Below are 23,737 nucleotides of genomic sequence, written 5' to 3' on the forward strand. Positions count from 1 at the left end.
ACGGCTCCCCTCACCTTAGGCAGGCACAGGAGGAGCGTCCAGCGTTTATCTGTACATTTACACAGTATTTCGCAAATCCAGGTCCAGGCCACTGACGCGGCGGACCCGGCGTGCCACCGCCTCGGCGAAGATGCCGCCGCGGGCCTCGATCAGGGTGAAATCATCGCGCGCCCGGGTGATGCCGGTATAGACCAGCTCCTTGGTCAGCACCGGGCTGAGCTGCTCAGGCAGCAGCAGCGCGGTATGGGCGAATTCCGAGCCCTGGGACTTGTGCACGGTCATGGCGAACACCGTCTCCACTGCCGATAGCCGGCTGGGCAAGACAAATCTCAGGCCGCCGCTACCATCGCCCCGGGGGAAGGCGACCCTCAGCACCTTGCGCCCGGGATGGGTGGCATCGGGCAGACAGAGGGTGATGCCGATGTCGCCGTTCATCAACCCCAGGCTGTAGTCGTTGCGTGTCACCAGCACCGGGCGGCCTTCGTACCAGCCGTGCTCACTCGAGAGCAGGCCGGCCTCCAGCAGGGCACTGGCGATGCGCAGGTTGAGACCTTCGACGCCCCAGGGGCCCTTGCGCACGGCGCAGAGCAGCTGGAAGTCGTCGAAGGCGGCCAGCACCTGGCCGGCCCAGCGTGTCCAGGCCGGGTCCTCCAGCACGGTGTCGAGCTGGGGCCGGGTCTCCTGCAGGACCTGCAGATAATGACGATAGCCGCGGGCGCGCCCGCGCCCTTCCAGCACCAGGCGTTCCAGGGCACGATCCTCCGGGCCCTTGAGCAGCACGCGATGAAGATCGGCGTAGCCGCCGTCGACCAGCACCTGCTGCGCACCCGGGCCGTCCTGGGCGTTGACCCGACGGGCCAGTTGACCGATGCCGCTGCCGGCACCGAAGCGCCGCGAGCGCCTGAGCATCACCACCTGCTGCGCCAGGGCGTCACCCTGGTCGTCGCCGACCGTCAGCGACGTCTGGGCCAGCGACTGGCCACTCACGGCTTCCAGCCAGGCGCGGGTAGCCGGACTGTAGCGTCCGGCCTCGGCATCCCGACAGAGATCGCCCAGCACCGCGCCCGCCTCCACCGAGGCCAGCTGATCCTTGTCACCCAGCAGGACCAGGCGTGCCCTGGGCGGCAAGGCCGCCAGCAGGCTGGCCATCATTTCCAGATCGATCATCGAGGCTTCGTCCACCACCAGCACATCCAGCGGCAAGGGCTGCCCGCGGTGATGACGGAAGTGCCGGGTGTTGGGGCGACTGCCCAGCAGCCGGTGCACCGTGGTCACCCCGGTGGGGATGTGCCGACGCAACTCGTCGTCCACCGGCAGGCGACTGACCTGGCCGCCGATGGATTCGGTGAGGCGCGCAGCCGCCTTGCCGGTCGGTGCGGCCAGGCGAATGCGCAGGGGGCGACCGGCCGCCACCGCGGGCGCCTGGAGCAGCGCCAGCAGCCGCACCACCGTGGTGGTCTTGCCGGTGCCGGGGCCGCCGGTGATGATGCTGAAGGCGCCGCGCACCGCCAGGGCGCAGGCCAGTTTCTGCCAGTCGGGTTCGCCACCCGCATCGGGATCCGGCGGAAACAGCCGGTCGAGGCGCTCCGCTAGATCCGCCGGCAGCGGCTCGGGAGTGGCCAGGCGCTGGCGCAGGCTGGCAGCCACCTCGCGCTCATAATTCCAGTAGCGGCGCAGATAGAGGCGATCGCCCCCCAGTACCAGTGGCCGCTCCGGCGCGCTGCCGTCGCCATCGACCAGCACGCTGGCCAGCAGCGCCTGGCGCCAGGCCTCCAGGCTCTGGCCCTGGAGCAGTTGCGAGGGCAGCAGCGAGCTGCGCGTCTCGTCACCCTCGGGCGGCAGCGACAGGGCGGCATCGGGATTGCGCAGGGCGGCAGCCAGATCCAGGCAGACATGCCCATGGCCGAGCTGATGGCTGGCCAGTGCCGCGGCCAGGAGCACCGCCGCCTCGCCGTCCGCTTCGAGCTCACCGAGAAAGGTGGTGAAGGCACGATCGACCTGGCGCAGCCAACCGCGCTGCACCCAGAGTTCCAGCAGGCGGAAGAGGTCGTCGCGCTGACGTAGCGGCGCCAGCTCGCCTTCCGGCACCAGGGAGGCCAAACGCAAAAGACGTTGGGTAGCCGTGCTGAAATCAGACATTGGGGTTCTCCGCACCGCTGAACAGCAGATCCAGGGTTTCGATCAGAGCCGCGGAGGGACGCTCGACGAAGACGCCGTGCCCAGCCGGATCGCACCCGCGCAGGAAGAGGTAGACGGCACCACCGAAGTGACGCTCGTAGCTGTAGTCGGGCAGCCGCGCCTTGAGCAGCCGATGCACCGCCAGGCTGTAGAGCACGTATTGCAGGTCGTAGCGCTTGGCCAGGACGGCGGCCTCCATGGCCGCGCGGGTATAGGCACCGGCCTCGGCGCCCAGCCAGTTGGACTTGTAGTCCACCACGAAATAGCGCCCCTCGTGTTCGAAGACCAGGTCGATGAAGCCCTTGAACAGGCCGTTGAGCTGGCCCGGCTCGAGCACCGGACGGGCCTGGCCGCCCTGGGTACCGCGGCGAACCAGGTCATCCAGGCGCTCCAGGTCGACACCGTGGGTGGCGAACCAGAATTCCATCTCCACCTGGTAGCGCGTCAACTCGCCCAGGCGCTGGGTGCCGCCCGGCAAGGGGAGCGGCAGGGCCAGCAGCTGACGTAGCCAGCTCTGCAGGATGGGAATCCAGTGATTCCAGCCGCGCCGCTGGCAGCGCCGGGCGATCAGGTCGTCCAGCCGCTCGGGCGCCACCTGGATGGCGGCGAAGCCTTCTTCGCCGACCCACTCCAGCAGGCTGTGCAAGAAGGTGCCCGGGCCGGGACCACGAGGAAAGCGATGCAGATCCTCGCCGCCGGCCGGCTGACGGGCTTCGTCCGGGGCGAGCCGATCATCGTCGAACAGCTTTTGGGCCGCGGGGGTATCCAGGTCCAGCTCCAGGTTGAGCTGGCCCTCCTCCCGCGCCTCACCCAGGCGCGTGCCGATGCGCAAGGCGCTGTAAGAGGCGATCCACCAGTCCTCGCGGGCCGCGCGACGGGCCGTCAGCGCCTTGAGGGTCACGGGCGCCTCGCGCGCCTCCGGCAGCCGCACGGGACTGGCCTCGGGCAGCGGCAGGATGAGGGTGTCGGGTTGCGCACCGATCAGCGTCGTCAGGGCGGCGCCCAAGGACGCCGAACTCGCCAGGGGCTCGCCACCGGTAGCCAGATAACCCAGGGCGCTGCGAGCGAAGCCGGAGTCCTTGCTGCGGCCGCGCTTGAGATCGGCCACCCCGACCCAGCAGGCATGCCGGGCACGGGTCAGGGCGACATAGAGCAGCCGCAGGTCCTCGGCCAGACGCTCGTCGTCGGCGCGGGCCAGTTCCTCGGCGGAGGGTTTGAAGGTGCGGCGCACCTGCCCCAGGTCGTCGTGATAGCGCAGCGGCAGGGTAGCGCCCTCCTCGGCGCGATAGGCGCAGGCGAAGGGCAGGAACACCAGCGGGTATTCCAGTCCCTTGGACTTGTGCACCGTCACCACCTTGACCAGCTCGGCGTCGCTTTCCAACCGCAGGATCTGCTCGTCGGCAGCGCCCTGGGCGGCCAGCTGCTCGGCCAGGTGGCGGATCAGCGCCTGTTCGCCGTCCAGTTCGCCAGCGGCGCGCTGCAGCAGTTCGGCAAGGTGCAGCAGGTTGGTCAGTACCCGTTCGCCATCGGCACGGGCCATCAGCCGCTGCGGCAGCCGGAAGTCCTGCAGCAGGCGGCGCAGCATAGGTAGCACCCCCTGGCCACGCCAGAGCTGGCGATATCCGCGGAATTGCAGCACCCGCGACTCCCAGGCCTGCTCGTCGTGGTTGAGGGCGTCCAGTTCGGCCAGCGGCAGGTACAGGGTCAGGCTGCCCAGGGCCGCGCGCAGGCGACGATCCACATCGGGCTCGGCACAGGCCTTGAGCCAGTCCAGCAGGCAGCGGGCTTCCTGGGCGGTGAACACCGAATCCTTGTCCGACAGATAGACGCTGCGCACCCCACGGCGCACCAGCGCCTGGCGTACTGCCTGGGCCTCGCTGCCGGCGCGCACCAGGATGGCGATGTCGGCCGGCCGCAGGGGCACCAGCTCGGCGTCTTCACGGCGAAAGCCGGCCTTGCCCTCGGCCGCCAGGCTCAGCAGTCGGACGATCTCGCTGGCGGTGCTCTCGGCCAGGGTGGCGCGATAGGCGGTACCGGCCAGGGGCTCGTCGCCCGCCAGCTGCCAGAAGGTCAGGGCCGCGGCAGGTACGCCGTCGATCTCCAGCGCCTCGCGCCGTCCCTGGGCACGGACCGGCTCGAAGGGTACTGGATTGTCCTCGCCCTGGCGGAACAGAAAAGCCGCCCGGGGCGCCGTGGCCTCGCCATGCTGGAATACCTGGTTGACCGCCGCGACCATGGCGGCGGTGGAGCGGAAGTTGGTGTCCAGCGAATGCAGGTGGCCGGCGTTGGCGCGGCGGGCTTGCAGATAGGTATGGATATCGGCGCCGCGGAAGGCGTAGATGGCCTGCTTGGGATCGCCGATAAGAAACAGCCCGGCGCCCTCTCCCCTCCCGTAGACGGTGCTGAAGATGCGGTACTGCACCGGATCGGTGTCTTGGAACTCGTCGATCAGCGCCACCGGGAACTGCTCGCGGATCAGCGCCGCCAGCCGCGCCCCGGCGCTATCGGCCTGCAGTGCCCGATCCAGACGGGTGAGGATGTCGTCGAAGCCCAGCTCGGCGCGGCGCAGCTTTTCGCGCTCGAATTTCTGCTGCACCCAGGCGGCAGCATGCTCCAGCAAGGGCACCTCGGGGCTGGGCAGCTCGGCCAGTTGCATGGGCAAGCGCGCCATGGCCGCCAGCGCCGGATGATCCGGCGGGCTGGCCTTGGTCCAGGCCTCGGCGAAGCCCTCCTCGGTCAGCCGGATGAAGCCGGTGCCGATATCGAGGTCTTCACTGGCAGGGTCCTCCGCCCAGGCACTCAGCTTGTCGCACCAGGGACCGAAGAATCGCTTCTGCAGCTTGCGCCCATCGACCACCTTGGCGTCGCAACCGGCCTGGCAGAGATCGCGCAGTTCTTCCGCCCACCGGGCCCAAGGCGCCTTGAGCCTGGCCAACCGCACCTGGTGTTCGGCCAGGGCAGTGGTCAGCAGCGTGGCAGGCTCGCCCTGGGGTGCGCCCAAGGCCTCGCTCAACAGGGGCCGCAGGCGCGCGGCCAGGGCGCGGGGTTCACCCCAATGCTCGATCACCCAGTCCAGCGCTTCCCCTTTGAGGGGATAGCAGAAGCGCCGCCAGTAGTCGCGCACCACCTGGGCCAGCAATTCGCTCTGGTCCTGCTCCAGGTTCTGCACGAAGAGACTGCCGCTGTCGAAGGCGTGCTCGCGCAGCATGCGCTGGCACCAGCTGTGGATGGTGGAGACGGCCGCCTCGTCCATCCACTGGGCGGCGATGTCCAGGCGCCGAGCGCAGTCCGCCCAGGCCTCGGCGGGAAAGTCCTCGCGCAACTCGGCGAGCAAGGGATCGGGCGCCGCGATCTCGTCGCGAAAGAAGCGCGCCGCCTCGGCCAGGCGATGGCGAATACGATCGCGCAACTCCTGAGTGGCGGCCTCGGTAAAGGTCACCACCAGGATCTGCGGCGGCAACAGGTCGCGGCCAAAGGCCGTCTCGGAGGTGCCGTGGCCGAGCACCAGGCGCACATAGAGCGCAGAAATGGTGAAGGTCTTGCCGGTGCCGGCACTGGCTTCGATGAGCTGATTGCCCTGCAGCGGAAAGCGCAAGGCGAGCGGACGCTGACTCATGCCTGCCCCTCCCCGCTCACGACCTGCCAGCCGGCCGTATGGACCGGCGCATAGAGGGTCTGGCACCACCCATCGAATTCCTCGTCGGCGAGCAGCGCGGCGAAGTCCGCATATTGTCGGCGCAGCGCCGGATGGGTCGCCACCTCGCCCTGATAGGCCTGCTCGGCCGCGGCCAGGGCCTTGTCCGGGTCATTGGCTAGCCAGGCGAAGGCGGTGCGCGGTGCCACCGGCAGCGGACGCCGCTGCCCCAGGGCCCAGGCGTCCAGTAATTCGTTCAACTGACGGCGGGCCAGCTCGACGTCCAGCGGCGCCAGCAGCAGGGTCAGATCGGTCGCCACCACCGCCGTGGTCAATTGCAGGCCACCCGCCGCGGCAACCAGGTGTTGCACCCAGGGTCGCAGCAGCCGATGCCATTTGCGGGTACGGGTGCTGCCCAGGCCATTGGCCTGAGCGGTCAGCGCCAGTAGTCCCGCGGGCCCTCGGCGCAGGCGTTCGAGGTTGGCCACCAATTGCAGCTCGCGATGTTCGATATCCAGGGTCACGGCCTCTTCCAGGGATTCGGGCCAACGCATTATCAAGGCCTCAACCTGGGCGACCACGGCGGGCAGCGGCTCGCGCAACGCCTGTCCGGCTCGTTCGCCAAAGCCGGCCAGTGGCAGGCGACCACTGCCGCGCAAGCGCTCCGCGGCGGCCATGAGCGCCTGGTCGGCCTCAGCCGGCGCAGCCAGTGCCGCCTCCAGCAGCCCTTCTCCCAACTGGTAGCGGGTCAGGGCGTCCAGGCCAAAGGGTTCCTCGTCTTCCGCCGGCGCATCGGGCGCCTCGAAATGCACCTTGAGTCGATTGGCGAAGAACAGGTCCACCGGCCCCCGCAGAAAGCGCGCCAGGTCGTCGAGGCCCAGGGGCTCTTCAGGTACCAACGGTGGCAGCAGGGCGTCCTCATTACGCGTGGTGCGGTCATGCACGCCCAGCCATTCGGTGGCAAAGCTGAAATACCCACGCTCGCCGCGAAAATAGCGGGCGCTGAAGGGTTGCAGCGGATGTTCCTGAGTCAGGGCCGCCAGCAGGCGCTCCGGCTCCTCCTCATGCCCTGCCAGCCGCCAACCGGCCTGGAGATGGTCACGCAACTGGGCGACCAGCACCGACGGCGGGCGCTCGCTGTTGTCGCGAATGCTGCGCCCCACCCAGCTGACATAGAACTGATCGCGTGCCGAGAGCAGCGCCTCCAGCAGCAGATAGCGATCATCCTCGCGCCGCGAGCGGTCACCGGGGCGATAGTCCTGGGCCATGAGATCGAAATCCAGCGGCGACTGGATGCGCGGATAGGCGCCATCGTGCATGCCCAGCAGACAGACCACCCGGAAGGGAATGGCGCGCATGGGCATCAGGGTGCAGAAATTGACCGCCCCGGCGAGAAAGCGCTGGGCCAGGCCCCCACTGTCCAGTCCGGCCAGCCAGGCCTCGCGGACCACGGTGAGTGGCAGCTCTTCGTCCAGAGCCACGTCCTCGCACAGTTCGAGCCAGCGCTCGCGCAGATTTTCCAGCTGTTCCAGCAGGTACTCGTCATGCTCGTCCTGGGCGCTGAAGAACAGCGCCAGCAACGCCTGCAGGCGGGCGCCCCACTCCGCCGGTCGAGCCGGCTGGGCCAGCGCCGCCTGGGCCGCGTCCAGCGCATCGAGCAGATCCACCAGCGGCCCGACCAGCGCGGCATCCAGACCGCCCACCTCGTCGAAGGGTTCGATATCGCCCAGGGCCGCGCCACTACCCACGGCATAGCCCAGCAGCATGCGCCTCAGGCCAAAGCGCCAGGTGTTCTGCGTCAGGCCTTCAGGCAGGTCGAGACGACTGCGTTGCTCGGCATCCAGCCCCCAGCGCACGCCGGCGCCCTCCAGCCAGAGATGCAGGGTCGGCAGATCGCCCTCACGCAGGCCGAAGCGAGCACGCACCGCCGGCACGTCCAGCAGGTCGAGGATCTCGCTCAGGGCGAAGCGGCTGTCGGGCAATTGCAGCAGATGCTCCAAAGCGATCAGCAACGGCTGGAAGCCACGCTGGTGCTGGTCGGCCAGGCTGAAGGGGATGAAGCGCGGATCCTGGCGGTCGAGCTGACCGAACACCGCACGGATGTGCGGCGCATAGGCATCGATGTCCGGCACCATGACGATGACGTCGCGCGGCCTCAGGCTGCCATCGCTATTGAAGCGCGCCAGGAGCTGATCGTGGAGGATCTCCACCTCACGCTGCGGGCTATGAGCCACATGGAAACGCATGGACCTGTCCCGCGCCGGATCAACTGCCGGCCAGCGTTCGCGGGTCTCGGTCAGCGGACGCAGCTCGAGAATATCGTCCTGCAACTGGCCGAGCAGATGCTGGGGTTCGGTCTCGGCGAAGAGATCGATACGGCCGCCGTTGAGGTCTTCGAACAGCCGACGATAGCCGTCAGGCTCGTCGAATTCGTCCAGCAGGTGGATGTAGTCGCGGCCCTGCTTGCCCCAGCTCGCCAGCAGCGGCTGACCGTGCTGATGCAGCGCCTCGGCATCCAGGGTCTGGGGCATGCCCGGCTTGCGCTGCTGGCGCCGATAGTTCTGCCGCAGCAGATCCTGGTCAGCGACGATGTCGGACCAGTGATGGCGACAGGGATTGTGCACGCAGAGCAGCACCTGGCTGAAGCGCGCCAGCGCGGCCAGGGCTTCGAGGGTCTGCGCCGGGATCGCCGACAAACCAAAGATCACCACCCGCCGCGGCAGACCGGCCGGCGCTTCGGTGGCCGCCCGCATCACCTCCAGAAAGCGCCGGTGCACTCCGGCCCGGCTGCGGGCCAGGCCGCCGTCGCCCACATCGGCCAACAGCGCCCGCCACAGCTGCGCCTGCCAGCGACAGCTCTCGGGCAGGGGGCGCCGACTGTCACGCAGGCTGGCCAGCAGATCGCGGCCCGCTGCCCAGTCGTTGAGCCAGTCGGCGCGGTAGACCTGGTAGCCGTCATAGAGATCGGCCAGACGCTCGGCCAACTGGTATCTCTTGCGCAGATCGCCGTCATCGTCGAGAAAACGCCGCAGTGCGGCGAAGTCGGGCTGCATGAGCAGGGTCGGCAAGAGCCGCATCAGGCGCCAGGTCAGGGGCGCGCGATCCAGCGGCGAGGATGGCGGTACCTGGTCACGGCCCAGCACCTGGCGATAGGTGCGCCAGAGAAAGGCCGCCGGCAGTTGCACTTCCAGCGCCGCGGCCACCCCGCAGCCGCCCTCGTCGTCGCCACGCGGATCTTCGGCCAACGCCAGCTTGAGCCACTGGGCGATGCCATTGCTCTGCACCAATACCTGTTCGTTTTCCAACGGCGCCAGGGGATACCGCCGCATCCAGCCGACCGCCAGGCCGCGCAGCTCTTCGAGCCGATTGCCGTGTACCACCATGAATCCGGGAGTGAGCGCCTCGGACATCCTACGCCTCGCTGTTCGCTGTCTGCGGCCAGGGTAAGGATCACCCGCGCCGGATACCAGTCCGCAATGTGCCTACCGACGCATGACGCAGCGCACAGCCGCTCCTGTCTCCCTGCCTGAAACGAGGTTCCAGCCGGTAGACTCAGCCTCTATCGGCCGCCGGCCATCGACAGGATGTTTTCATGCGTTTCCTCGTTGCCCTTCCCCTGCTCCTGGGCGCTGTCCTCGCCCATGCCGATAACGGCGAACCCGTCGACTGCTCCAGCCTGCAGGCCCAGCTGCCCCTACCCCTGCTCCAGCAGACCTCCGGCCTGCCCCTGGCCTATGCCCGCCAGATCGCCGGCGGCTGCGCCTTCACCGACCGCGACACCGGCCAACCGGCCAACTACCTGCTAGGCCTGTCGGCGGGCTACGAAAATGGTGGCAGGGCGCTGCCCAAATTACGCCGGCAGGTGCAATCGCTCAGTGAGCAACTGGAGTGCAAGGCCATCGACGGCCTCGGCGAAGGCGCGAGTGCCTGCAGCAAACCGCTGCTGGGCACCCAGGTGTTCTTCATCAAGCGCGACCGCATCCATACGGTAACGGCGTCGAGTCCGCTGGAATACGAGAAACCCGAACTGGCGACCAAACTGCGCCAGGCAGCCCAGGCCACAGCCCAGGCGTGGGCGCAACGGCTATGAGGGAAGGCGCGTCCTAGTGGCCGCGCCGATTGAGGTCTTCCGAGTAGAGATCGTCTTCCAGCTCATTGCCCGGGATGGCATGTTCTTCCGCCGCCCAGGCACCCAGGTCGATCAGTTTGCAGCGGTCGGAACAGAAGGGCCGATTGGCGCTCTTCTCGCTCCATTCCACGGGTGCGCCACAGGTGGGGCAGTCCACGGTGAGAGTGCTCATGCTTGGCCTCCGTCAAGGGTCAGATAAAAGGAATGCAGGCGCTCCACTTCGGTGTGGAGCGTGGCGAGATCGCCGTCGTTGCAGATGACGTCATCCGCCTTGGCCAGGCGCTCGGCCCGCGGCAGCTGCGCCGCCAGGATGGCCCGCACCTGGGCTTCGTCCACTCCGTCACGGCGCATGGCTCGCTCAAGCTGCAGCGCTTCCGGCGCGTCTATCACCAGCCCGCGCCGGACCAGCGCCCGTTGCCCGGATTCGAACAGCAACGGCGACACCAGGATGGCGTAGGGCGACTCGGCCCGAGCCAGGGCCGCCAGGATCTCCTGGCGAATGAGGGGATGCAGCAGGGCTTCGAGCCAGCGCCGCTCGGCCGGATCGGCAAAGATCGCGGCCCGAAGCGCCGCCCGGTCCAGGCTGCCATCCGGCTGCAAGACAGCCGATGAAAAATGCCCGGCGATCTCGGCCAGCGCCGGTCGTCCTGGCTCGACCACCCAACGGGCGGCCTGATCGGCGTCGACACAGGTGATGCCCAACTGGGCGAAATGCTCGGCAGCGGCGCTCTTGCCACTGCCGATGCCCCCGGTCAGGCCGAGGGTCCAGGCAGAAGTCATCGGAATCCGGCGAAGTTCAGGTACAAGCTGGTTATTTGATCACCCCAGAGCAAGGCAATCCACCCCGCCACGGCCAGATAGGGACCAAAGGGCAAGGGCGTGCTGGTTTCCGCCCGCCGTAGGCGCAAGGTGATGACACCCAGGACGGCACCCACCAGCGACGACAGCAGGATGGTCAGTGGCAGGATCTGCCAACCGCCCCAGGCGCCGAGCAGCGCCAGTAACTTGAAGTCGCCATAGCCCATGCCCTCCTTGCCGGTCACCAGGCGGAACAGCTGGAACACCAGCCACAGACTCAGATAGCCCGCCACTGCACCCCAGATGGCATCGCCGAGGCTGGTGAACAGCCCGAATTGATTGGCGATCAACCCCAGCCACAACAACGGCAGCACGATGACATCCGGCAACAGCTGGTGATCGGCGTCGATCAGACTGGCCGCCAGCAGGCCCCAGGTCAGCAGCAGAAAGGCCCCGCCCTGCCAGGTCACGCCCAGATGCCAGATGACCCAGGCGGACAACAGTCCACAGGCGAGCTCAACCAACGGATAACGCGGGCTGATGGAGGCTTCACAACCCTTGCAGCGACCGCGCAGAAGCAGATAACTCACCACCGGCACGTTTTCCCAGGGCCGCACGGCGCGCTGGCAATGGGGGCAACGGGAAGCGGGTCGCGCCAGATTGAAAGGCGCTCCCGCCGGCTCGGGCGGCAATTCCAGCACCTCACGCGCCTCCGCCTGCCAATCCCGCCTCAGCATCACCGGCAACCGATAGACCACTACATTGAGAAAGCTGCCTACCAGCAACCCCAGGATCAGCGCGCACAGCGCCGCGGCCAGCGGCGCGCTAGCCAAAAACTCCAGCAGCGCCATCAGACCACCGAGCCGAGCTGGAAGATGGGCAGGTACATGGCGATGATCAGACCACCCACCAGAACCCCGAGGACCGCCATGATCATTGGCTCCATCAGGGTGGTGAGATTGTCGACCATGTTGTCGACCTCGTCCTCATAGAAGGTCGCGACCTTGGACAGCATCTCGTCCAGGGAACCCGACTCTTCACCGATGGCCGTCATCTGGATGGCCATGGACGAGAACACCCCGGTAGTCCGCATGGAAAAGTTGAGCTGCATACCGGTGGAAACATCGCCCTTGATCTTCTCCACGGCATTGCGGAATACCACATTGCCGGTCGCACCAGCCACTGAGTCCAGGGCATCCACCAGCGGCACACCTGCCGCGAAGGTGGTAGCCAACGTGCGGGCATAACGGGCGATGGCTGACTTGTAGAGAATCGAGCCGACAAGAGGAATTTTTAGCAAACCACGATCCGTCGCGTCGCGGAATTTTTCCGACTTCTTGTAGAAGTGGCGCAGGACGAAAGCGAGTACGAAGAGTCCGCCAAGTACTAGCAACCACCATTCCTGCAACGCTTCAGAAATGGCGATAACAAACAGCGTGAAGGCTGGCAACTGAGCGCCAAAGCCTTCGAACACAGACTGGAATTGCGGCACTACCTTGATCAGCAGAATAGCCGACACGATCACCGCGACCACGATGACTGCCGCCGGGTAGGTCATAGCCTTCTTGATCTTCTTTTTCAGCGCTTCGGTCTTTTCCTTGTAGGTCGCTACCCGATCCAGCAAGGTCTCCAAGGCACCGGATTGCTCACCGGCATCCACCAGATTGCAATAGAGGTCGTCGAAATACTGCGGCTGCTTGCGCAAGGAGTTGGCCAGGCTGTTACCCGCAGCGACATCCTGCTTGATGTCGTCGACCATCTTGCGCATGTTGGGATTATCGAAGCCCTCGCCGATGATGTCGAAGGCCTGCAGCAGAGGTACCCCTGCGGTCAGCATGGTCGCCAGCTGTCGAGTGAACAAGGCGATATCCATGGGCTTGATCTTCTTGCCCTTGCCGAACAGCGACACCGACTTCTTGCGCACCCGGGTCGGATTGATGCCCTGCTTGCGCAACTGCGCCTTGATCAAGGCAGGATTCAAGCCCGTCATTTCGCCCTTCACCTTGGTCCCTTTGCGATCGGTCCCCTCCCAGGTGAAGCTGCCCATCTTGATAGCTTTATCGGCCATAGCCTCGACTCGTCAACGCTTGGCCCGCCTCGGCGGACCCGTCAAAAGAATGCTCTAAAGAGAGCCGGTTGCGGCTTTAAAGGCAAGCCTCACGCCAAATGCCAGCGCACTAGGCAATCCGTGATGCCAAAGCCTTATGCACGGCCACCAGCCTACGCTCCTATCAAGTCCCCTCTCCCTCTGGGAGAGGGCTAGGATGAGGGAAAGCCCCTAGTCCTTGGTCACCCGATTGATCTCTTCCAGACTGGTAATCCCCTGCATAGCCTTCACCAGTCCCGACCGCCGCAGATCATTGAAACCTTCCATCCGCATCCGCGCCGCGATCTCGATGGAGTTGCCCTCCTCCATGATCATCTGCTGTAGCGCCGGGGTGACCTTCACCACCTCATAGATACCCACGCGTCCACGATAACCCGCATTGCAGTCCTCGCAGCCGATAGGCTGATAAAGGGTAAAACTGCCGATCTCTTCCTCGCGGAAGCCTTCAGCCAGCAATGCCTCACGCGGCACCTCATGGATTCTCTTGCACTTGTTGCACAGCTTGCGCGCCAAGCGCTGGGCGATGATGAGGTTGACCGAAGTCGCCAGATTGAAGGCGGGCACCCCCATGTTCCGCAGACGGGTCAGGGTTTCCGCCGCGCTGTTGGTGTGCAAGGTCGACATCACCATGTGGCCGGTCTGGGCCGCCTTGATGGCGATCTCCGCCGTTTCCAGGTCACGAATCTCACCGACCATGATCACGTCGGGATCTTGACGCAGAAAGGCCCGTAGCGCTTGGGAGAAATCGAGCCCTTGACGCGGATTGACGTTGACCTGGTTGATGCCTTCCAGGTTGATCTCCACCGGATCCTCAGCAGTGGAAATATTGATGTCCTCGGTATTGAGAATATTTAGGCCGGTATAAAGAGAGACCGTCTTGCCCGAACCGGTCGGCCCGGTCACCAGGATCATCCCCTGCGGCTGCTTGAGCGCCTGCAGGTAAAGTTCCTTCTGCATATCCTCGTAGCCCAGGGCATCGATCCCCATCTGAGCGCTGGAGGAATCCAGAATCCGCATCACGATCTTCTCACCCCAAAGGGTGGGCAAGGTATTGACCCGGAAGTCGATGGACTTAGTCTTGGATACCTTGAGCTTGACCCGGCCATCCTGGGGCTTGCGTCGCTCGGAGATATCCATATTGGACATCACCTTGAGCCGCGCCGAGATCCGCGACACCAGTTGCACCGGCGGTCGCGCCGCCTCGTGCAGAACGCCATCGGTACGAAAACGGACCCGGTACATCTTTTCATAGGGCTCGAAGTGCAGGTCGGACGAGCCCTTCTTGATGGCGTCGAGCAGCATCTTGTTGACGAACTTCACCACGGGCGCATCGTCAGCGTCAGTACCAGCTACCGCCTCCTGCGGTCGCTCTCCTCCTTCGGTTTCCAGATCAAGGTCAAGATCGGACAACTCCAAACCGCCGGTTCCCGTATCCAGATACCGCTCGATGGCTTGGTGCAGCTTGTCGTCCTCGACCAGCACCACCTCAACCGCCAATTTGCTGCCAAAGGATACATCGTTGATGGCTTGCTGATTGGTCGGGTCAGAGAGTGCAATGAAGAGCTTATTACCTCTTCTGCTCAGAGGCAGGAAGTGATGCTGTTGCATCAGCTTCTCGTTGACGATGTCCTTGGGTAACTGCTCTTTGTCAATGGCCGACAGATCGAGAAAGGGCACGCCAAATTCTTGGGCTGCTAGCTCAGCCAAAGGTCGGCTCTGCACCAGCCGCTGCTGAACGAGATAGGTCACCAGCGGAACCTTGCTCTGCTTGGCCTTGATCACTGCTTGCTGGGCCGCTATCTCCGCTAGTAACTGCGCATCCACCAGTTGCCGCGCAAGCCCCGACAGCATTACCGTCTCGCTCATCGTCATTCCTACCTTTGGCTACAACAGGGTTTATAGCACCCCTAAGACCGCCCGCAAAATGGCGCCAGGTAGCTGACATTTTTTGTCACCACCTGCCCCTTTATTGATGCTCATTGCGAAGAAAACGTGCTGCAGTCGCCATTTTCCGTTGGCACGGCCTATGCTTAAGCCCTGACAGGCACGTTGGCCTGATCCAACCTCGGAGATTTGGAATGAAAGCTCAAAAAGGCTTTACCTTGATCGAACTGATGATCGTAGTGGCGATCATTGGTATTTTGGCGGCGATTGCGATTCCGGCTTATCAGGATTATGTCGCGAAAAGCCAGGTGACTAGTGGTTTAGCAGAAATTACAGGCGCTAAAACCGCCTATGAAACTGCCGTAAATGAAGGACAGGCCACCGGGTACTATACCAATGCAAATATGGGCCTAGCAGGCTCTACCAATCGCTGCGGCACCATTGCGGTAAATGCTCCGACTGCAGGGGCATCCGCTACGGCGCTGACCTGTACTCTCACAGGTAATCCTGTTGTAAATGGAGCAGTCATTCAGCTCGGGCGTACAACCGCTGGCGCTTGGACTTGTAATATAGCTTCTCGACCTACCGGCTGGAAGGCCTCGTTCCTGCCCAGCGCCTGCACCGCCAGCTAATAAGATATCTAACCAATGCCCCAGTAATGGGGCATTTTCATTATGAAAAAATACATAAAAAAAATACTCTTAAAAAAACATCAAATAATATCAATATTTTTCCTTGCAGCATTCACCTCTTCAGCACTGATAATTTACACCCCGAAATACAACTGGCACAACCAACAAAGAGTAATGCAACTTTTTTTTGTCGCTACTTGCTCAATCTACTACCTATTAAAAATCAAAAAAATCGAGTTCAACGGACTCAGTTCGATTGCATTTATTTTCTCACTGGGACTAGTATCCTGCGTACTATCCAGCCAGACGGCCTGGGCACTGAAAGAGTGGGCGCTATATTTAGGACTTTTTTTGACAATCCTAGCGACCTATCATCTATCCAAAAAACATAAAGCTCTATATGAGAGTGTGTTTTACATTGCACTAATTACAGGCTTTTTGCTTGCCTCTCAATTCATTATATATTACACAAGCGCCTTCATTAGCGGCGTCAAAAACCTGGATCCCGGCTTGTTATTTCCCGGCTTTGACAATCCGCGCTTCCTTGCACAATTCCAAATCATACTGATACCACTACTGGCCTCCTTACACCCCCATTTAAAAACCCAAAGCCAAACTTTGGGGAATGCGATCCTAGCAACGCTAACAGTCCACTGGTGTATTGCCTACACTCTCGGAGGCAGAGGGTTTTTCGCAGGGATATTTTTTGCAAATCTTATAGCATGCCTTATCATAAGATCCGAAAAAAAAGTAATAATAACACAGCTAAAAACCGCAATAATCGGCTTTCTATTGTACGCATGCTTATTAAAAATCATACCGTGGATATTAGGGGTTTCAAACACTGAGAATTGGGGTTACAGCCCTCTTCGAGCCGATCTCACCGGCCGGGGAACTCTATGGAAATCCGCCTGGGAAAGCGCACTATCACATCCATTTTTTGGATTGGGGCCCATGGGCTTGGCAAGCAATCCCAATACAATTGCAGCACATCCCCATCAAGCGCTTTTGCAATGGTTAGCAGAATGGGGCGCACCTGCAACAATGGCGACCTGCATTCTAACTATAAGCGCAGGCTATCATTACATTGCCGCCTTAAAAAAAAGAACACCGGGCAATTTAGAGAAAGGAGCAATTGTAGCCCTATTAGGAGCAGTAGCATTATCACAAGTAGATGGCGTGGTCGTCATGCCTTACATACAAACCTGGCTAGCGCTCCTCGTAGGAATTCTAATGGCAAAGCATCCCCAAGAACCAAAACCCCCACCAAGAAAAAATTTAATCAGAATAATAAAAGCCTACGCTCTTTTTTCAGTAATTATAATTACAAAAATAATAATTTTAGAGGCACCTACAGTCCCGGAATCAGAAGAACATTATTATAAAATTCATATAGACGGACCAAAGCCACGCTTCTGGTCTCAAGGATGGACAACCGAACCCCATCAAACTCAACAAAGCGAAGCCAATCATGGATATAAAAACACACAAGATTAACAAATAATACCATGCCATTAGGAGGGAGCAGAGGTACGATAATCCAACCACAACCAAGCCCTTCAACGTATTACGCGACAACTACAGCAGCCAGTTCACGCACAAATCCAGCAGAATGTGAGGATTTATTACTATTACCTCCAGCGCCTGTTGAATAACTGCCATCCTACCGCCTGCGCCCATCTCATAGAGCCTTACTTAAACAAGCTTTCTAATTAATTAGAAAGCCGGAGCATTACCACGCTTAGGCACTACCAGCCTCAAAGAGGCATTATTACTTCCCCATAAGCTACTAACTGAATGCTCCCAGACAACATCTACGGCATCCCCTTTCCCCCAAATGCCCCCACCACCGTCCCCGTACTAAAACTCGCATCCTCCTCCGCCAGCGCCACATAGAGCCCCGCCAACTCCGCCGGCTGCCCTGCCCTTCCTAGCGGCGTGTCCTGACCGAACTCCTTCATCTGCCCTTCCAATTGCCCACCAGCTACCTGTAGCGGCGTCCATACCGGACCCGGCGCCACGGCGTTGACGCGGATGCCCTTCTTGGCCAATTGCTTGGCCATGCCCTTAGTGAGGTTGAGAATGGCGGCCTTGGTTGAGGCATAGTCGATCAGTTCTTCGCCAGGATCGTAGGAATTCACCGAGACGGTATTGATAATGCTGGCGCCTGGCGGCAGGTGTGGGATGGCGGCCTTGCTGAAGCGGAAGACGTGATAGACGTTGGTCTTGAAGGTCCGGTCGAATTGCTCGTCGGTGATCTCGAGGATGTCCGCCTTGCTCTGCTGATAGGCCGCGTTGTTTACCAAGAGATCCAGACCGCCGAGTTGCTGAATGGCCTTGTTCACGACGTCTTCGCAGGCCTCCTGGGTACGGATGTCAGCCGGCAGGGTGATGGCCTTGCGGCCGGCCTCGGTGATCAGCTTGACCACCTCCTGGGCGTCGGATTCTTCGGAAGGGTGATAGTTGATGGCCACATCCGCCCCCTCGCGGGCGAAGGCGATGGCCACGGCGCGACCGATGCCGCTGTCGCCACCGGTGATGAGGGCCTTGCGCCCGGCCAGACGGCCCGAGCCGTGATAGCTGGTCTCGCCATGGTCGGGACGCGGTTCCATCTTGCTGGTCAGCGCCGGCCACTCCTGGCGCTGTTCCTTGAAGGGCTCACGGATGTACTTGGTGCGCGGGTCCTGCAGCGGCCTAGCAGGGCGAGGCGCGCTGGTGCCTTCCTGGGCGACGGCAGCGCCTGAAGCAGCGGCGGCAAGCCCTACGGCGGAGCCGACAAGGACATTACGACGAGTGAGGGAGTAATCGGTCATCGTGGCTCTCCGCATTGGCAGCTATCGGCTGGCAGGATCATTGGGGTAAAGCTGTGGCAAGGCTGGCTCCGCGAAGGATTAGGTATGACGACTCCCGCAAAGGTTTCCCGAATGGACTTCGCTCCTGACCGCTGACCTCTCCTCTCAACAATTGCGTAAGGCCGAGAGGCATTGGCGAATTGCGAAATCCGGAGCAGGCAGCAGTGCGACACATCGCCACAGGCCTTCATGCACACTCAATAACCAGGCTTGCACAGCAGATAACCGAAGACTTATCATTGAAAGCTTCGTGCCGGTGTAGCTCAGTTGGTAGAGCGGCGCATTCGTAATGCGAAGGTCGTAGGTTCGACTCCTATCTCCGGCACCATCCTTCTGCTTCTTCCTCGCCCTGTCTTTTCAAAGCCTTCAAGGCCTTAGCCGCCTTGGGCCGCGCTTTTTTGCGCCCTTCCCCAACCTGAACCTTGCCTGCTGGCCAACCGGACAAGCCCGATCAAACTGGCGACTCCCTGCTGCTCAGCTACTCTTACCCAGTGCATGACAGTGCCTTACACCGCCTGATTTCGGCTTTCTTGACGGTCGGCAATAGCTGAACAGCGGCTGACCAAAGGGTCGAATATCCAGCCCCTCTGTGGCACCATACCGCGCTGCGAAATCCCGCAATTTCTGCAATCCATCAGCCTGCCGCACGGATGCCTGTCCGTTGCGGAGCATGAGGCTGGCGACAGGCACGTTGAGAGAATAACCACGATGAGCCGCTCTACTGAGGTCGTGAGATGAAACTAACGAAGTATCTAAAACCAACCGGTTGGCTTCTGGCCGGTGCCGCCGCGCTGCTGCTCAGCGGGTGCGACGCCGTGCTGCTGGATCCGAAAGGCTCCATCGGCGTGCAAGAACGCAACCTCATCTACACAGCGTTCGGCCTCATGCTGATCGTGGTGATCCCGGTCATCGTGATGACCTTCCTGTTTGCCTGGAAGTACCGCGCGACCAACAAGGACGCCAAGTACACCCCGAACTGGGCTCACTCCTACAAGATCGAAGCCGTGGTCTGGCTGGTCCCCCTGGCGATCGTGGTGTTCCTGAGCATCCTGTCCTGGAAGACCTCCCACGAACTGGATCCCTTCAAGCCCCTCGACCATCCCGAGCAGCCGCTGGTGATCGAAGCGGTCTCGATGGACTGGAAATGGCTGTTCATCTACCCGGAGCAGGGCATCGCTTCGGTGAATGAAATCGCCATCCCGGTCAATCGTCCGGTGCAGTTCAAGATCACCTCCGAGTCGGTCATGAACACCCTGTCCATCCCGGCCCTGGGCGGCATGATCTACGCCATGTCCGGCATGCAGAGCCAGCTGCACCTGATCGCCGATCATCCCGGCGAGTTCGAAGGCCGCTCGGCCAACTACAGTGGCGCTGGCTTCTCCGACATGATCTTTGCCGTGCACGCGGTACCCACCGCCGGTGATTTCGACGCCTGGGTAAACAAGGTCAAGCAGTCGGGTGGCAAGACCCTGGATCAGGCGAGCTACACCGAGCTGGCCAAGCCCAGCGAGAAGCAGCCGGTCGTTTACTACTCGACGGTCGAGCCGGATCTGTTCAGAACGGTCATCAAGAAGTTCATGAAGTCCGACTTCAGCAAGCAGACTGATCACGTGATGGACATGAGCCAGCACGGCGGTCAACACGGTACCGAGGAATAAGTCATGTTCGGTAAATTAACTCTCGCGGATATTCCGTATCACGAGCCGATCATTCTCGTAACCTTCCTTGCGGTCGCCCTGGGCGGCCTGGGATTGGTGGGAGCGATCAGTTACTTCGGCAAGTGGGGCTACCTCTGGAAAGAGTGGCTGACCACCGTCGACCACAAGAAGATTGGCGTGATGTACTTCATCGTCGCCCTGATCATGCTGCTGCGCGGCTTCTCCGACGCCATCCTCATGCGTAGCCAGCAGGCCATCGCCTCTGGCGGGGCCGAGGGCTACCTACCACCTCATCACTACGACCAGATCTTCACCGCCCACGGCGTGATCATGATCTTCTTCGTGGCGATGCCCTTCGTGGCCGGCCTGATGAACGTGGTGACACCGCTGCAGATCGGTGCCCGCGACGTGGCCTTCCCCTTCCTGAACTCGCTGAGCTTCTGGCTGTTCGTGGCCGGCGCCGTGCTGATCATGATGTCGCTGTTCGTGGGCGAATTCGCCGCGACCGGCTGGGTGGCCTATCCGCCGCTGTCAGGCATCAAGTACAGTCCAGGCGTAGGGATGGACTACTACATCTGGGCCCTTCAGCTTTCCGGTATCGGGACGACCCTGACCGGCGTCAACTTCTTCGTGACCGTGCTGAAGATGCGTACCAAGGGCATGACCCTGATGCGCATGCCGATCTTCACCTGGACCTCCTGGTGTACTGCCATCCTGATCATGGCAGCCTTCCCGATCCTGACCGTTACCCTGGCACTGCTGACCCTGGACCGTTACCTGGGCTTCCACTTCTTCACCGCGGAAGCCGGCGGCAACCAGATGATGTACACCAACCTGATCTGGGCCTGGGGCCATCCCGAGGTATACATCCTGATCCTGCCGGCCTTCGGCGTGTTCTCGGAAGTGACCTCCACCTTCAGCAAGAAGCGTCTGTTCGGCTATGTGTCGATGGTCTGGGCAACGGTAGCCATTACCGTGCTGTCCTTCATCGTCTGGCTGCACCACTTCTTCACCATGGGCTCGGGCGGTAACGTCAACGCCTTCTTCGGCATCGCGACCATGATCATTGCGATCCCGACGGGTGTGAAGATCTTCACCTGGCTGTTCACCATGTACCAGGGCCGCATCCAGTTCACCTCGCCGATGCTCTGGACCCTGGGCTTCATCGTGACCTTCAGCATCGGCGGCATGACCGGCGTTCTGCTGGCGGTACCGGGTGCCGACTTCGTGCTGCACAACAGCCTGTTCCTGATCGCCCACTTCCACAACGTGATCATCGGCGGCGCCGTGTTCGGCTACTTCGCCGGCATGATCTACTGGTTCCCGAAGGTCTTCGGCTTCAAGTTGAACGAGAAGCTGAACAAGCAGGCCTTCTGGTGCTGGCTGATCGGCTTCTATGTCGCCTTCATGCCGCTGTACATGCTGGGCTTCATGGGCATGACCCGTCGTCTGAACCACTATGACAACCCCGACTGGCACCCCTTCCTGGTGACCGCCGCCATCGGCGCCGGCATCATCGCCCTGGGGATCCTGAGCCAGCTGTGGATGTTCTACGTCAGTATCCGCGATCGTAATCTGCCGGAGAACATGGACGTGACGGGCGATCCGTGGGATGGCCGTACCCTGGAATGGTCCACCTCTTCCCCGCCGCCCTTCTATAACTTCGCTGAAGTGCCGGAAGTGCACGACATCGATGCCTACTGGGGCATGAAGGAAAAAGGCATCACCGAGAAGAAGGATGCGGACTACAAGCAGATCCACATGCCGCGCAATACCGGCGCCGGCATCGTGATCAGCCTCTTCGCCCTGATCCTTGGCTTCGCCCTGATCTGGCACATCTGGTGGCTGGCCATCGCCAGCTTCGTGGGCTGCATCGTCACTGCGGTCGTCCGCAGCTACGACGAAGATGTCGACTACTACGTACCAGCGGAAGAAGTGGCACGCATCGAAAACGCGCGCATTCAGTCCCTGGCGAAATTGAAGCAGGCCTAACCAATGGCGAATCAAGTTATGCATAACGAAGTCGCCCATGCCGAGGAGCATGGGCACCACGACGCCGGATCGATGAAGACGTTCGGCTTCTGGTCCTACCTGATGACCGACTGCATTCTGTTCGGGACGCTGTTCGCGACCTATGCAGTACTGAGCGGGGCCCATGCTGATGGCCCCTCCCAGAAGGACATCTTCGAACTGTCGTTCGTCCTGGTCGAAACCTTCCTGCTGCTGTTCTCCAGTATCACCTATGGCTTCGCCATGATTGCCCAGCACCATGGCAGCAAGGGTGGCGTCTTGGGCTGGCTGGCGGTCACCTGGCTGTTCGGTGCCGGCTTCATCGGCATGGAAGTCTATGAGTTCCACCATCTGATCGAAGAAGGCTACGGTCCGGATCGCAGTGCCTTCCTGTCGTCGTTCTTCGCGCTGGTCGGCACCCACGGCCTGCACGTGAGCTCGGGTCTGATCTGGATGATCGTGTTGATGCTGCAGGTCGCTTCCAAGGGCCTGACCACCACCAATGCCACCCGCCTGTCGTGCCTGAGCCTGTTCTGGCACTTCCTGGACATCATCTGGATCTTCGTCTTCACCATCGTCTATCTGATGGGGGTGCTGTAATGGCGCACGACCATAACGCCCACGGGCATACCGCCGAAAGCCATGGCACTTTCAAGAGCTACATGGTCGGCTTCATCCTGTCGGTCATCCTGACGGTCATTCCCTTCGGCCTGGTGATGTTCCCCACCTTCTCCAAGGGCGCGACCCTGGCGATCGTGGTGATCATGGCGGTGGTACAGCTGCTGGTGCACCTGTACTTCTTCCTGCACCTGAACACGTCCGAAGAGCAGCGTTGGAACGTGATCTCCTTTGGTTTCACCGTGGTCATCGTCGGTATCGTGGTCGTGGGATCCCTGTGGATCATGTACCACATGCACCACAACATGATGATCCACTGAACCGGGCCGACGTAATGATCAAGAAGTACCTTCTCGTGACCAAGCCGGGCATCATCTTCGGCAACCTGATCTCGGTTGCCGGCGGGTTCTTCCTGGCTTCCAAAGGAAGCATCGACCCGCTGTTGCTGCTGGCGACGGCTATCGGGGTGTCGTTGGTCATTGCTTCTGGCTGTGTGTTCAACAACGTGATCGATATGGACATCGATCAGAAGATGGAAAGGACCCGCAATCGTGCCCTGGTCCAGGGCACGATCTCCTCGAAGGTGGCGCTGGCCTATGCCACCCTCCTCGGCCTGGCCGGGGTGGGGCTGCTCTACGTGGCGACCAACCTGGTCGCCACCGCCTTCGCGGTGATGGGGTTCGTGGTATACGTGGGGCTCTACAGCCTCTGGCTCAAGCGCGCCTCGGTCCACGGTACCCTGGTCGGCAGCCTGTCCGGTGCCGCTCCGCCGGTGATCGGTTATTGCGCCGCCAGCGGCCAGTTCGACAGCGGCGCTGCGGTGCTGCTGCTGATCTTCTGCCTCTGGCAGATGCCGCACTCCTACGCCATCGCCATATTCCGTCTCAAGGACTACACCGCGGCCTCGATTCCAGTGCTGCCGGTGGCCAAGGGCATCTCGGTGACCAAGCGTCACATCGTCTGGTACACCGTAGCCTTCCTGGCCGCCACCCTGCTGTTGACCGTGCTTGGTTATGCCGGCTACGTCTACCTGGCAGTGGCCGCCGTGATCGGCGCCTGGTGGCTGCGCCTGGCCTTCATGGGCTATCAGGCCGAAAATGACGTGCAGTGGGCCCGCAAGCTGTTCGGGTTCTCCATCATCGCCATCACCGCGCTGTCCGTGATGATGTCGGTGGATTTCCAGATCCCGGGTGACGTGCTGGTAACCTACGCGCGTTGAGACGCCCCGCTCCATGAA

At 62.0% G+C, this 23,737-nt stretch carries 17 protein-coding genes and 1 tRNA gene; 9 read left to right on the forward strand and 9 right to left on the reverse strand.

From position 1 onward, the window contains the following. Nucleotides 1-57 precede the first annotated feature (57 nt). Genes recD through recC form a run of 3 tightly spaced genes read right to left on the reverse strand, consistent with a single transcriptional unit; the run spans nt 58 to nt 9,222 of the window. Nucleotides 58-2,139, reverse strand: a complete 2,082-nt coding sequence (recD, locus tag PJ259_RS11675) for an exodeoxyribonuclease V subunit alpha (RefSeq protein WP_271652925.1) — start codon at nt 2,137-2,139, stop codon at nt 58-60. Next, complete coding sequence (recB, locus tag PJ259_RS11680) at nt 2,132-5,794, reverse strand: exodeoxyribonuclease V subunit beta (protein WP_271652926.1); 3,663 nt, start codon at nt 5,792-5,794, stop codon at nt 2,132-2,134. The genes recD and recB overlap by 8 nt, the downstream gene beginning before the upstream one ends. After that, complete coding sequence (recC, locus tag PJ259_RS11685; protein WP_271652927.1) at nt 5,791-9,222, reverse strand: exodeoxyribonuclease V subunit gamma; 3,432 nt, start codon at nt 9,220-9,222, stop codon at nt 5,791-5,793. The genes recB and recC overlap by 4 nt, the downstream gene beginning before the upstream one ends. A 182-nt stretch (nt 9,223-9,404) precedes the next feature. Between recC and PJ259_RS11690 the strand changes: the two genes are divergently transcribed. Further along, on the forward strand, nt 9,405-9,902 hold the full coding sequence (locus PJ259_RS11690) for a hypothetical protein (RefSeq protein ID WP_271652928.1): 498 nt from the start codon (nt 9,405-9,407) through the stop codon (nt 9,900-9,902). Between the two features lie 13 nt (nt 9,903-9,915). Here PJ259_RS11690 and yacG read toward each other — a convergent pair whose 3' ends face one another. From yacG to pilB, 5 genes are all read right to left on the reverse strand, one after another. Beyond that, the gene (gene yacG, locus PJ259_RS11695) at nt 9,916-10,113 is read right to left on the reverse strand and encodes a DNA gyrase inhibitor YacG (RefSeq protein WP_007160931.1); all 198 of its coding nucleotides are present in this window, start codon (nt 10,111-10,113) and stop codon (nt 9,916-9,918) included. After that, nucleotides 10,110-10,721: a dephospho-CoA kinase gene (gene coaE, locus PJ259_RS11700; protein ID WP_271652929.1), complete on the reverse strand. Its 612-nt coding sequence runs from the start codon at nt 10,719-10,721 to the stop codon at nt 10,110-10,112. The genes yacG and coaE overlap by 4 nt, the downstream gene beginning before the upstream one ends. Continuing rightward, the gene (locus PJ259_RS11705) at nt 10,718-11,590 is read right to left on the reverse strand and encodes a prepilin peptidase (protein WP_271652930.1); all 873 of its coding nucleotides are present in this window, start codon (nt 11,588-11,590) and stop codon (nt 10,718-10,720) included. The genes coaE and PJ259_RS11705 overlap by 4 nt, the downstream gene beginning before the upstream one ends. Continuing rightward, entirely contained in the window at nt 11,590-12,807 is a 1,218-nt protein-coding gene (locus PJ259_RS11710; RefSeq protein ID WP_271652931.1) for a type II secretion system F family protein, read from the reverse strand. Before PJ259_RS11710 ends, PJ259_RS11705 begins: the two co-directional genes overlap by 1 nt. Nucleotides 12,808-13,017: 210 nt before the next feature. After that, nucleotides 13,018-14,712, reverse strand: coding sequence for a type IV-A pilus assembly ATPase PilB (pilB, locus tag PJ259_RS11715; RefSeq protein WP_271652932.1), 1,695 nt, complete (start codon nt 14,710-14,712; stop codon nt 13,018-13,020). Nucleotides 14,713-14,924: 212 nt separating this feature from the next. Between pilB and PJ259_RS11720 the strand changes: the two genes are divergently transcribed. Both PJ259_RS11720 and PJ259_RS11725 read left to right on the forward strand, forming a co-directional pair. Next, nucleotides 14,925-15,362, forward strand: a complete 438-nt coding sequence (locus PJ259_RS11720) for a pilin (protein WP_271652933.1) — start codon at nt 14,925-14,927, stop codon at nt 15,360-15,362. A 42-nt stretch (nt 15,363-15,404) separates the two neighbouring features. Beyond that, entirely contained in the window at nt 15,405-16,859 is a 1,455-nt protein-coding gene (locus PJ259_RS11725; protein WP_271652934.1) for an O-antigen ligase family protein, read from the forward strand. Between the two features lie 317 nt (nt 16,860-17,176). Here PJ259_RS11725 and PJ259_RS11730 read toward each other — a convergent pair whose 3' ends face one another. Next, nucleotides 17,177-18,175 (reverse strand): SDR family oxidoreductase, encoded by a 999-nt coding sequence (locus tag PJ259_RS11730; RefSeq protein ID WP_271652935.1) that lies wholly within the window; start codon nt 18,173-18,175, stop codon nt 17,177-17,179. 291 nt (nt 18,176-18,466) lie between these two features. Here PJ259_RS11730 and PJ259_RS11735 point away from each other — a divergent pair. From PJ259_RS11735 to cyoE, 6 genes are all read left to right on the forward strand, one after another. Then, nucleotides 18,467-18,542, forward strand: a tRNA-Thr gene (locus tag PJ259_RS11735). Nucleotides 18,543-18,948: 406 nt separating this feature from the next. Further along, the gene (cyoA, locus tag PJ259_RS11740; protein ID WP_059316077.1) at nt 18,949-19,872 is read left to right on the forward strand and encodes a ubiquinol oxidase subunit II; all 924 of its coding nucleotides are present in this window, start codon (nt 18,949-18,951) and stop codon (nt 19,870-19,872) included. Nucleotides 19,873-19,875: 3 nt separating this feature from the next. Next, on the forward strand, nt 19,876-21,864 hold the full coding sequence (cyoB, locus tag PJ259_RS11745; RefSeq protein ID WP_271652936.1) for a cytochrome o ubiquinol oxidase subunit I: 1,989 nt from the start codon (nt 19,876-19,878) through the stop codon (nt 21,862-21,864). A gap of 3 nt (nt 21,865-21,867) precedes the next feature. After that, on the forward strand, nt 21,868-22,482 hold the full coding sequence (locus PJ259_RS11750; RefSeq protein WP_059316079.1) for a cytochrome o ubiquinol oxidase subunit III: 615 nt from the start codon (nt 21,868-21,870) through the stop codon (nt 22,480-22,482). Continuing rightward, the gene (gene cyoD, locus PJ259_RS11755; protein WP_059316080.1) at nt 22,482-22,820 is read left to right on the forward strand and encodes a cytochrome o ubiquinol oxidase subunit IV; all 339 of its coding nucleotides are present in this window, start codon (nt 22,482-22,484) and stop codon (nt 22,818-22,820) included. Before PJ259_RS11750 ends, cyoD begins: the two co-directional genes overlap by 1 nt. Before the next feature lie 14 nt (nt 22,821-22,834). Further along, on the forward strand, nt 22,835-23,719 hold the full coding sequence (gene cyoE / locus PJ259_RS11760) for a heme o synthase (RefSeq protein WP_271652937.1): 885 nt from the start codon (nt 22,835-22,837) through the stop codon (nt 23,717-23,719). The last annotated feature ends 18 nt before the right edge of the window (nt 23,720-23,737 follow it).

The sequence above is a fragment of the Pseudomonas sp. JBR1 genome, assembly GCF_028198185.1.
Lineage (GTDB): Bacteria > Pseudomonadota > Gammaproteobacteria > Pseudomonadales > Pseudomonadaceae > Chryseomonas > Chryseomonas oryzihabitans_E.

Excerpts from the sequence above, each read along its gene's own strand:
- PJ259_RS11690 (WP_271652928.1), top strand. The coding sequence starts at position 9,405 with ATGCGTTTCCTCGTTGCCCTTCCCCTGCTCCTGGGCGCTGTCCTCGCC.
- recD (WP_271652925.1), bottom strand. The coding sequence starts at position 2,139 with ATGTCTGATTTCAGCACGGCTACCCAACGTCTTTTGCGTTTGGCCTCC.
- yacG (WP_007160931.1), bottom strand. The coding sequence starts at position 10,113 with ATGAGCACTCTCACCGTGGACTGCCCCACCTGTGGCGCACCCGTGGAA.
- PJ259_RS11730 (WP_271652935.1), bottom strand. The coding sequence starts at position 18,175 with ATGACCGATTACTCCCTCACTCGTCGTAATGTCCTTGTCGGCTCCGCC.
- PJ259_RS11720 (WP_271652933.1), top strand. The coding sequence starts at position 14,925 with ATGAAAGCTCAAAAAGGCTTTACCTTGATCGAACTGATGATCGTAGTG.
- PJ259_RS11750 (WP_059316079.1), top strand. The coding sequence starts at position 21,868 with ATGGCGAATCAAGTTATGCATAACGAAGTCGCCCATGCCGAGGAGCAT.
- pilB (WP_271652932.1), bottom strand. The coding sequence starts at position 14,712 with ATGAGCGAGACGGTAATGCTGTCGGGGCTTGCGCGGCAACTGGTGGAT.
- recC (WP_271652927.1), bottom strand. The coding sequence starts at position 9,222 with ATGTCCGAGGCGCTCACTCCCGGATTCATGGTGGTACACGGCAATCGG.
- PJ259_RS11705 (WP_271652930.1), bottom strand. The coding sequence starts at position 11,590 with ATGGCGCTGCTGGAGTTTTTGGCTAGCGCGCCGCTGGCCGCGGCGCTG.
- recB (WP_271652926.1), bottom strand. The coding sequence starts at position 5,794 with ATGAGTCAGCGTCCGCTCGCCTTGCGCTTTCCGCTGCAGGGCAATCAG.
- cyoA (WP_059316077.1), top strand. The coding sequence starts at position 18,949 with ATGAAACTAACGAAGTATCTAAAACCAACCGGTTGGCTTCTGGCCGGT.
- coaE (WP_271652929.1), bottom strand. The coding sequence starts at position 10,721 with ATGACTTCTGCCTGGACCCTCGGCCTGACCGGGGGCATCGGCAGTGGC.
- cyoE (WP_271652937.1), top strand. The coding sequence starts at position 22,835 with ATGATCAAGAAGTACCTTCTCGTGACCAAGCCGGGCATCATCTTCGGC.
- PJ259_RS11725 (WP_271652934.1), top strand. The coding sequence starts at position 15,405 with ATGAAAAAATACATAAAAAAAATACTCTTAAAAAAACATCAAATAATA.
- cyoB (WP_271652936.1), top strand. The coding sequence starts at position 19,876 with ATGTTCGGTAAATTAACTCTCGCGGATATTCCGTATCACGAGCCGATC.
- PJ259_RS11710 (WP_271652931.1), bottom strand. The coding sequence starts at position 12,807 with ATGGCCGATAAAGCTATCAAGATGGGCAGCTTCACCTGGGAGGGGACC.
- cyoD (WP_059316080.1), top strand. The coding sequence starts at position 22,482 with ATGGCGCACGACCATAACGCCCACGGGCATACCGCCGAAAGCCATGGC.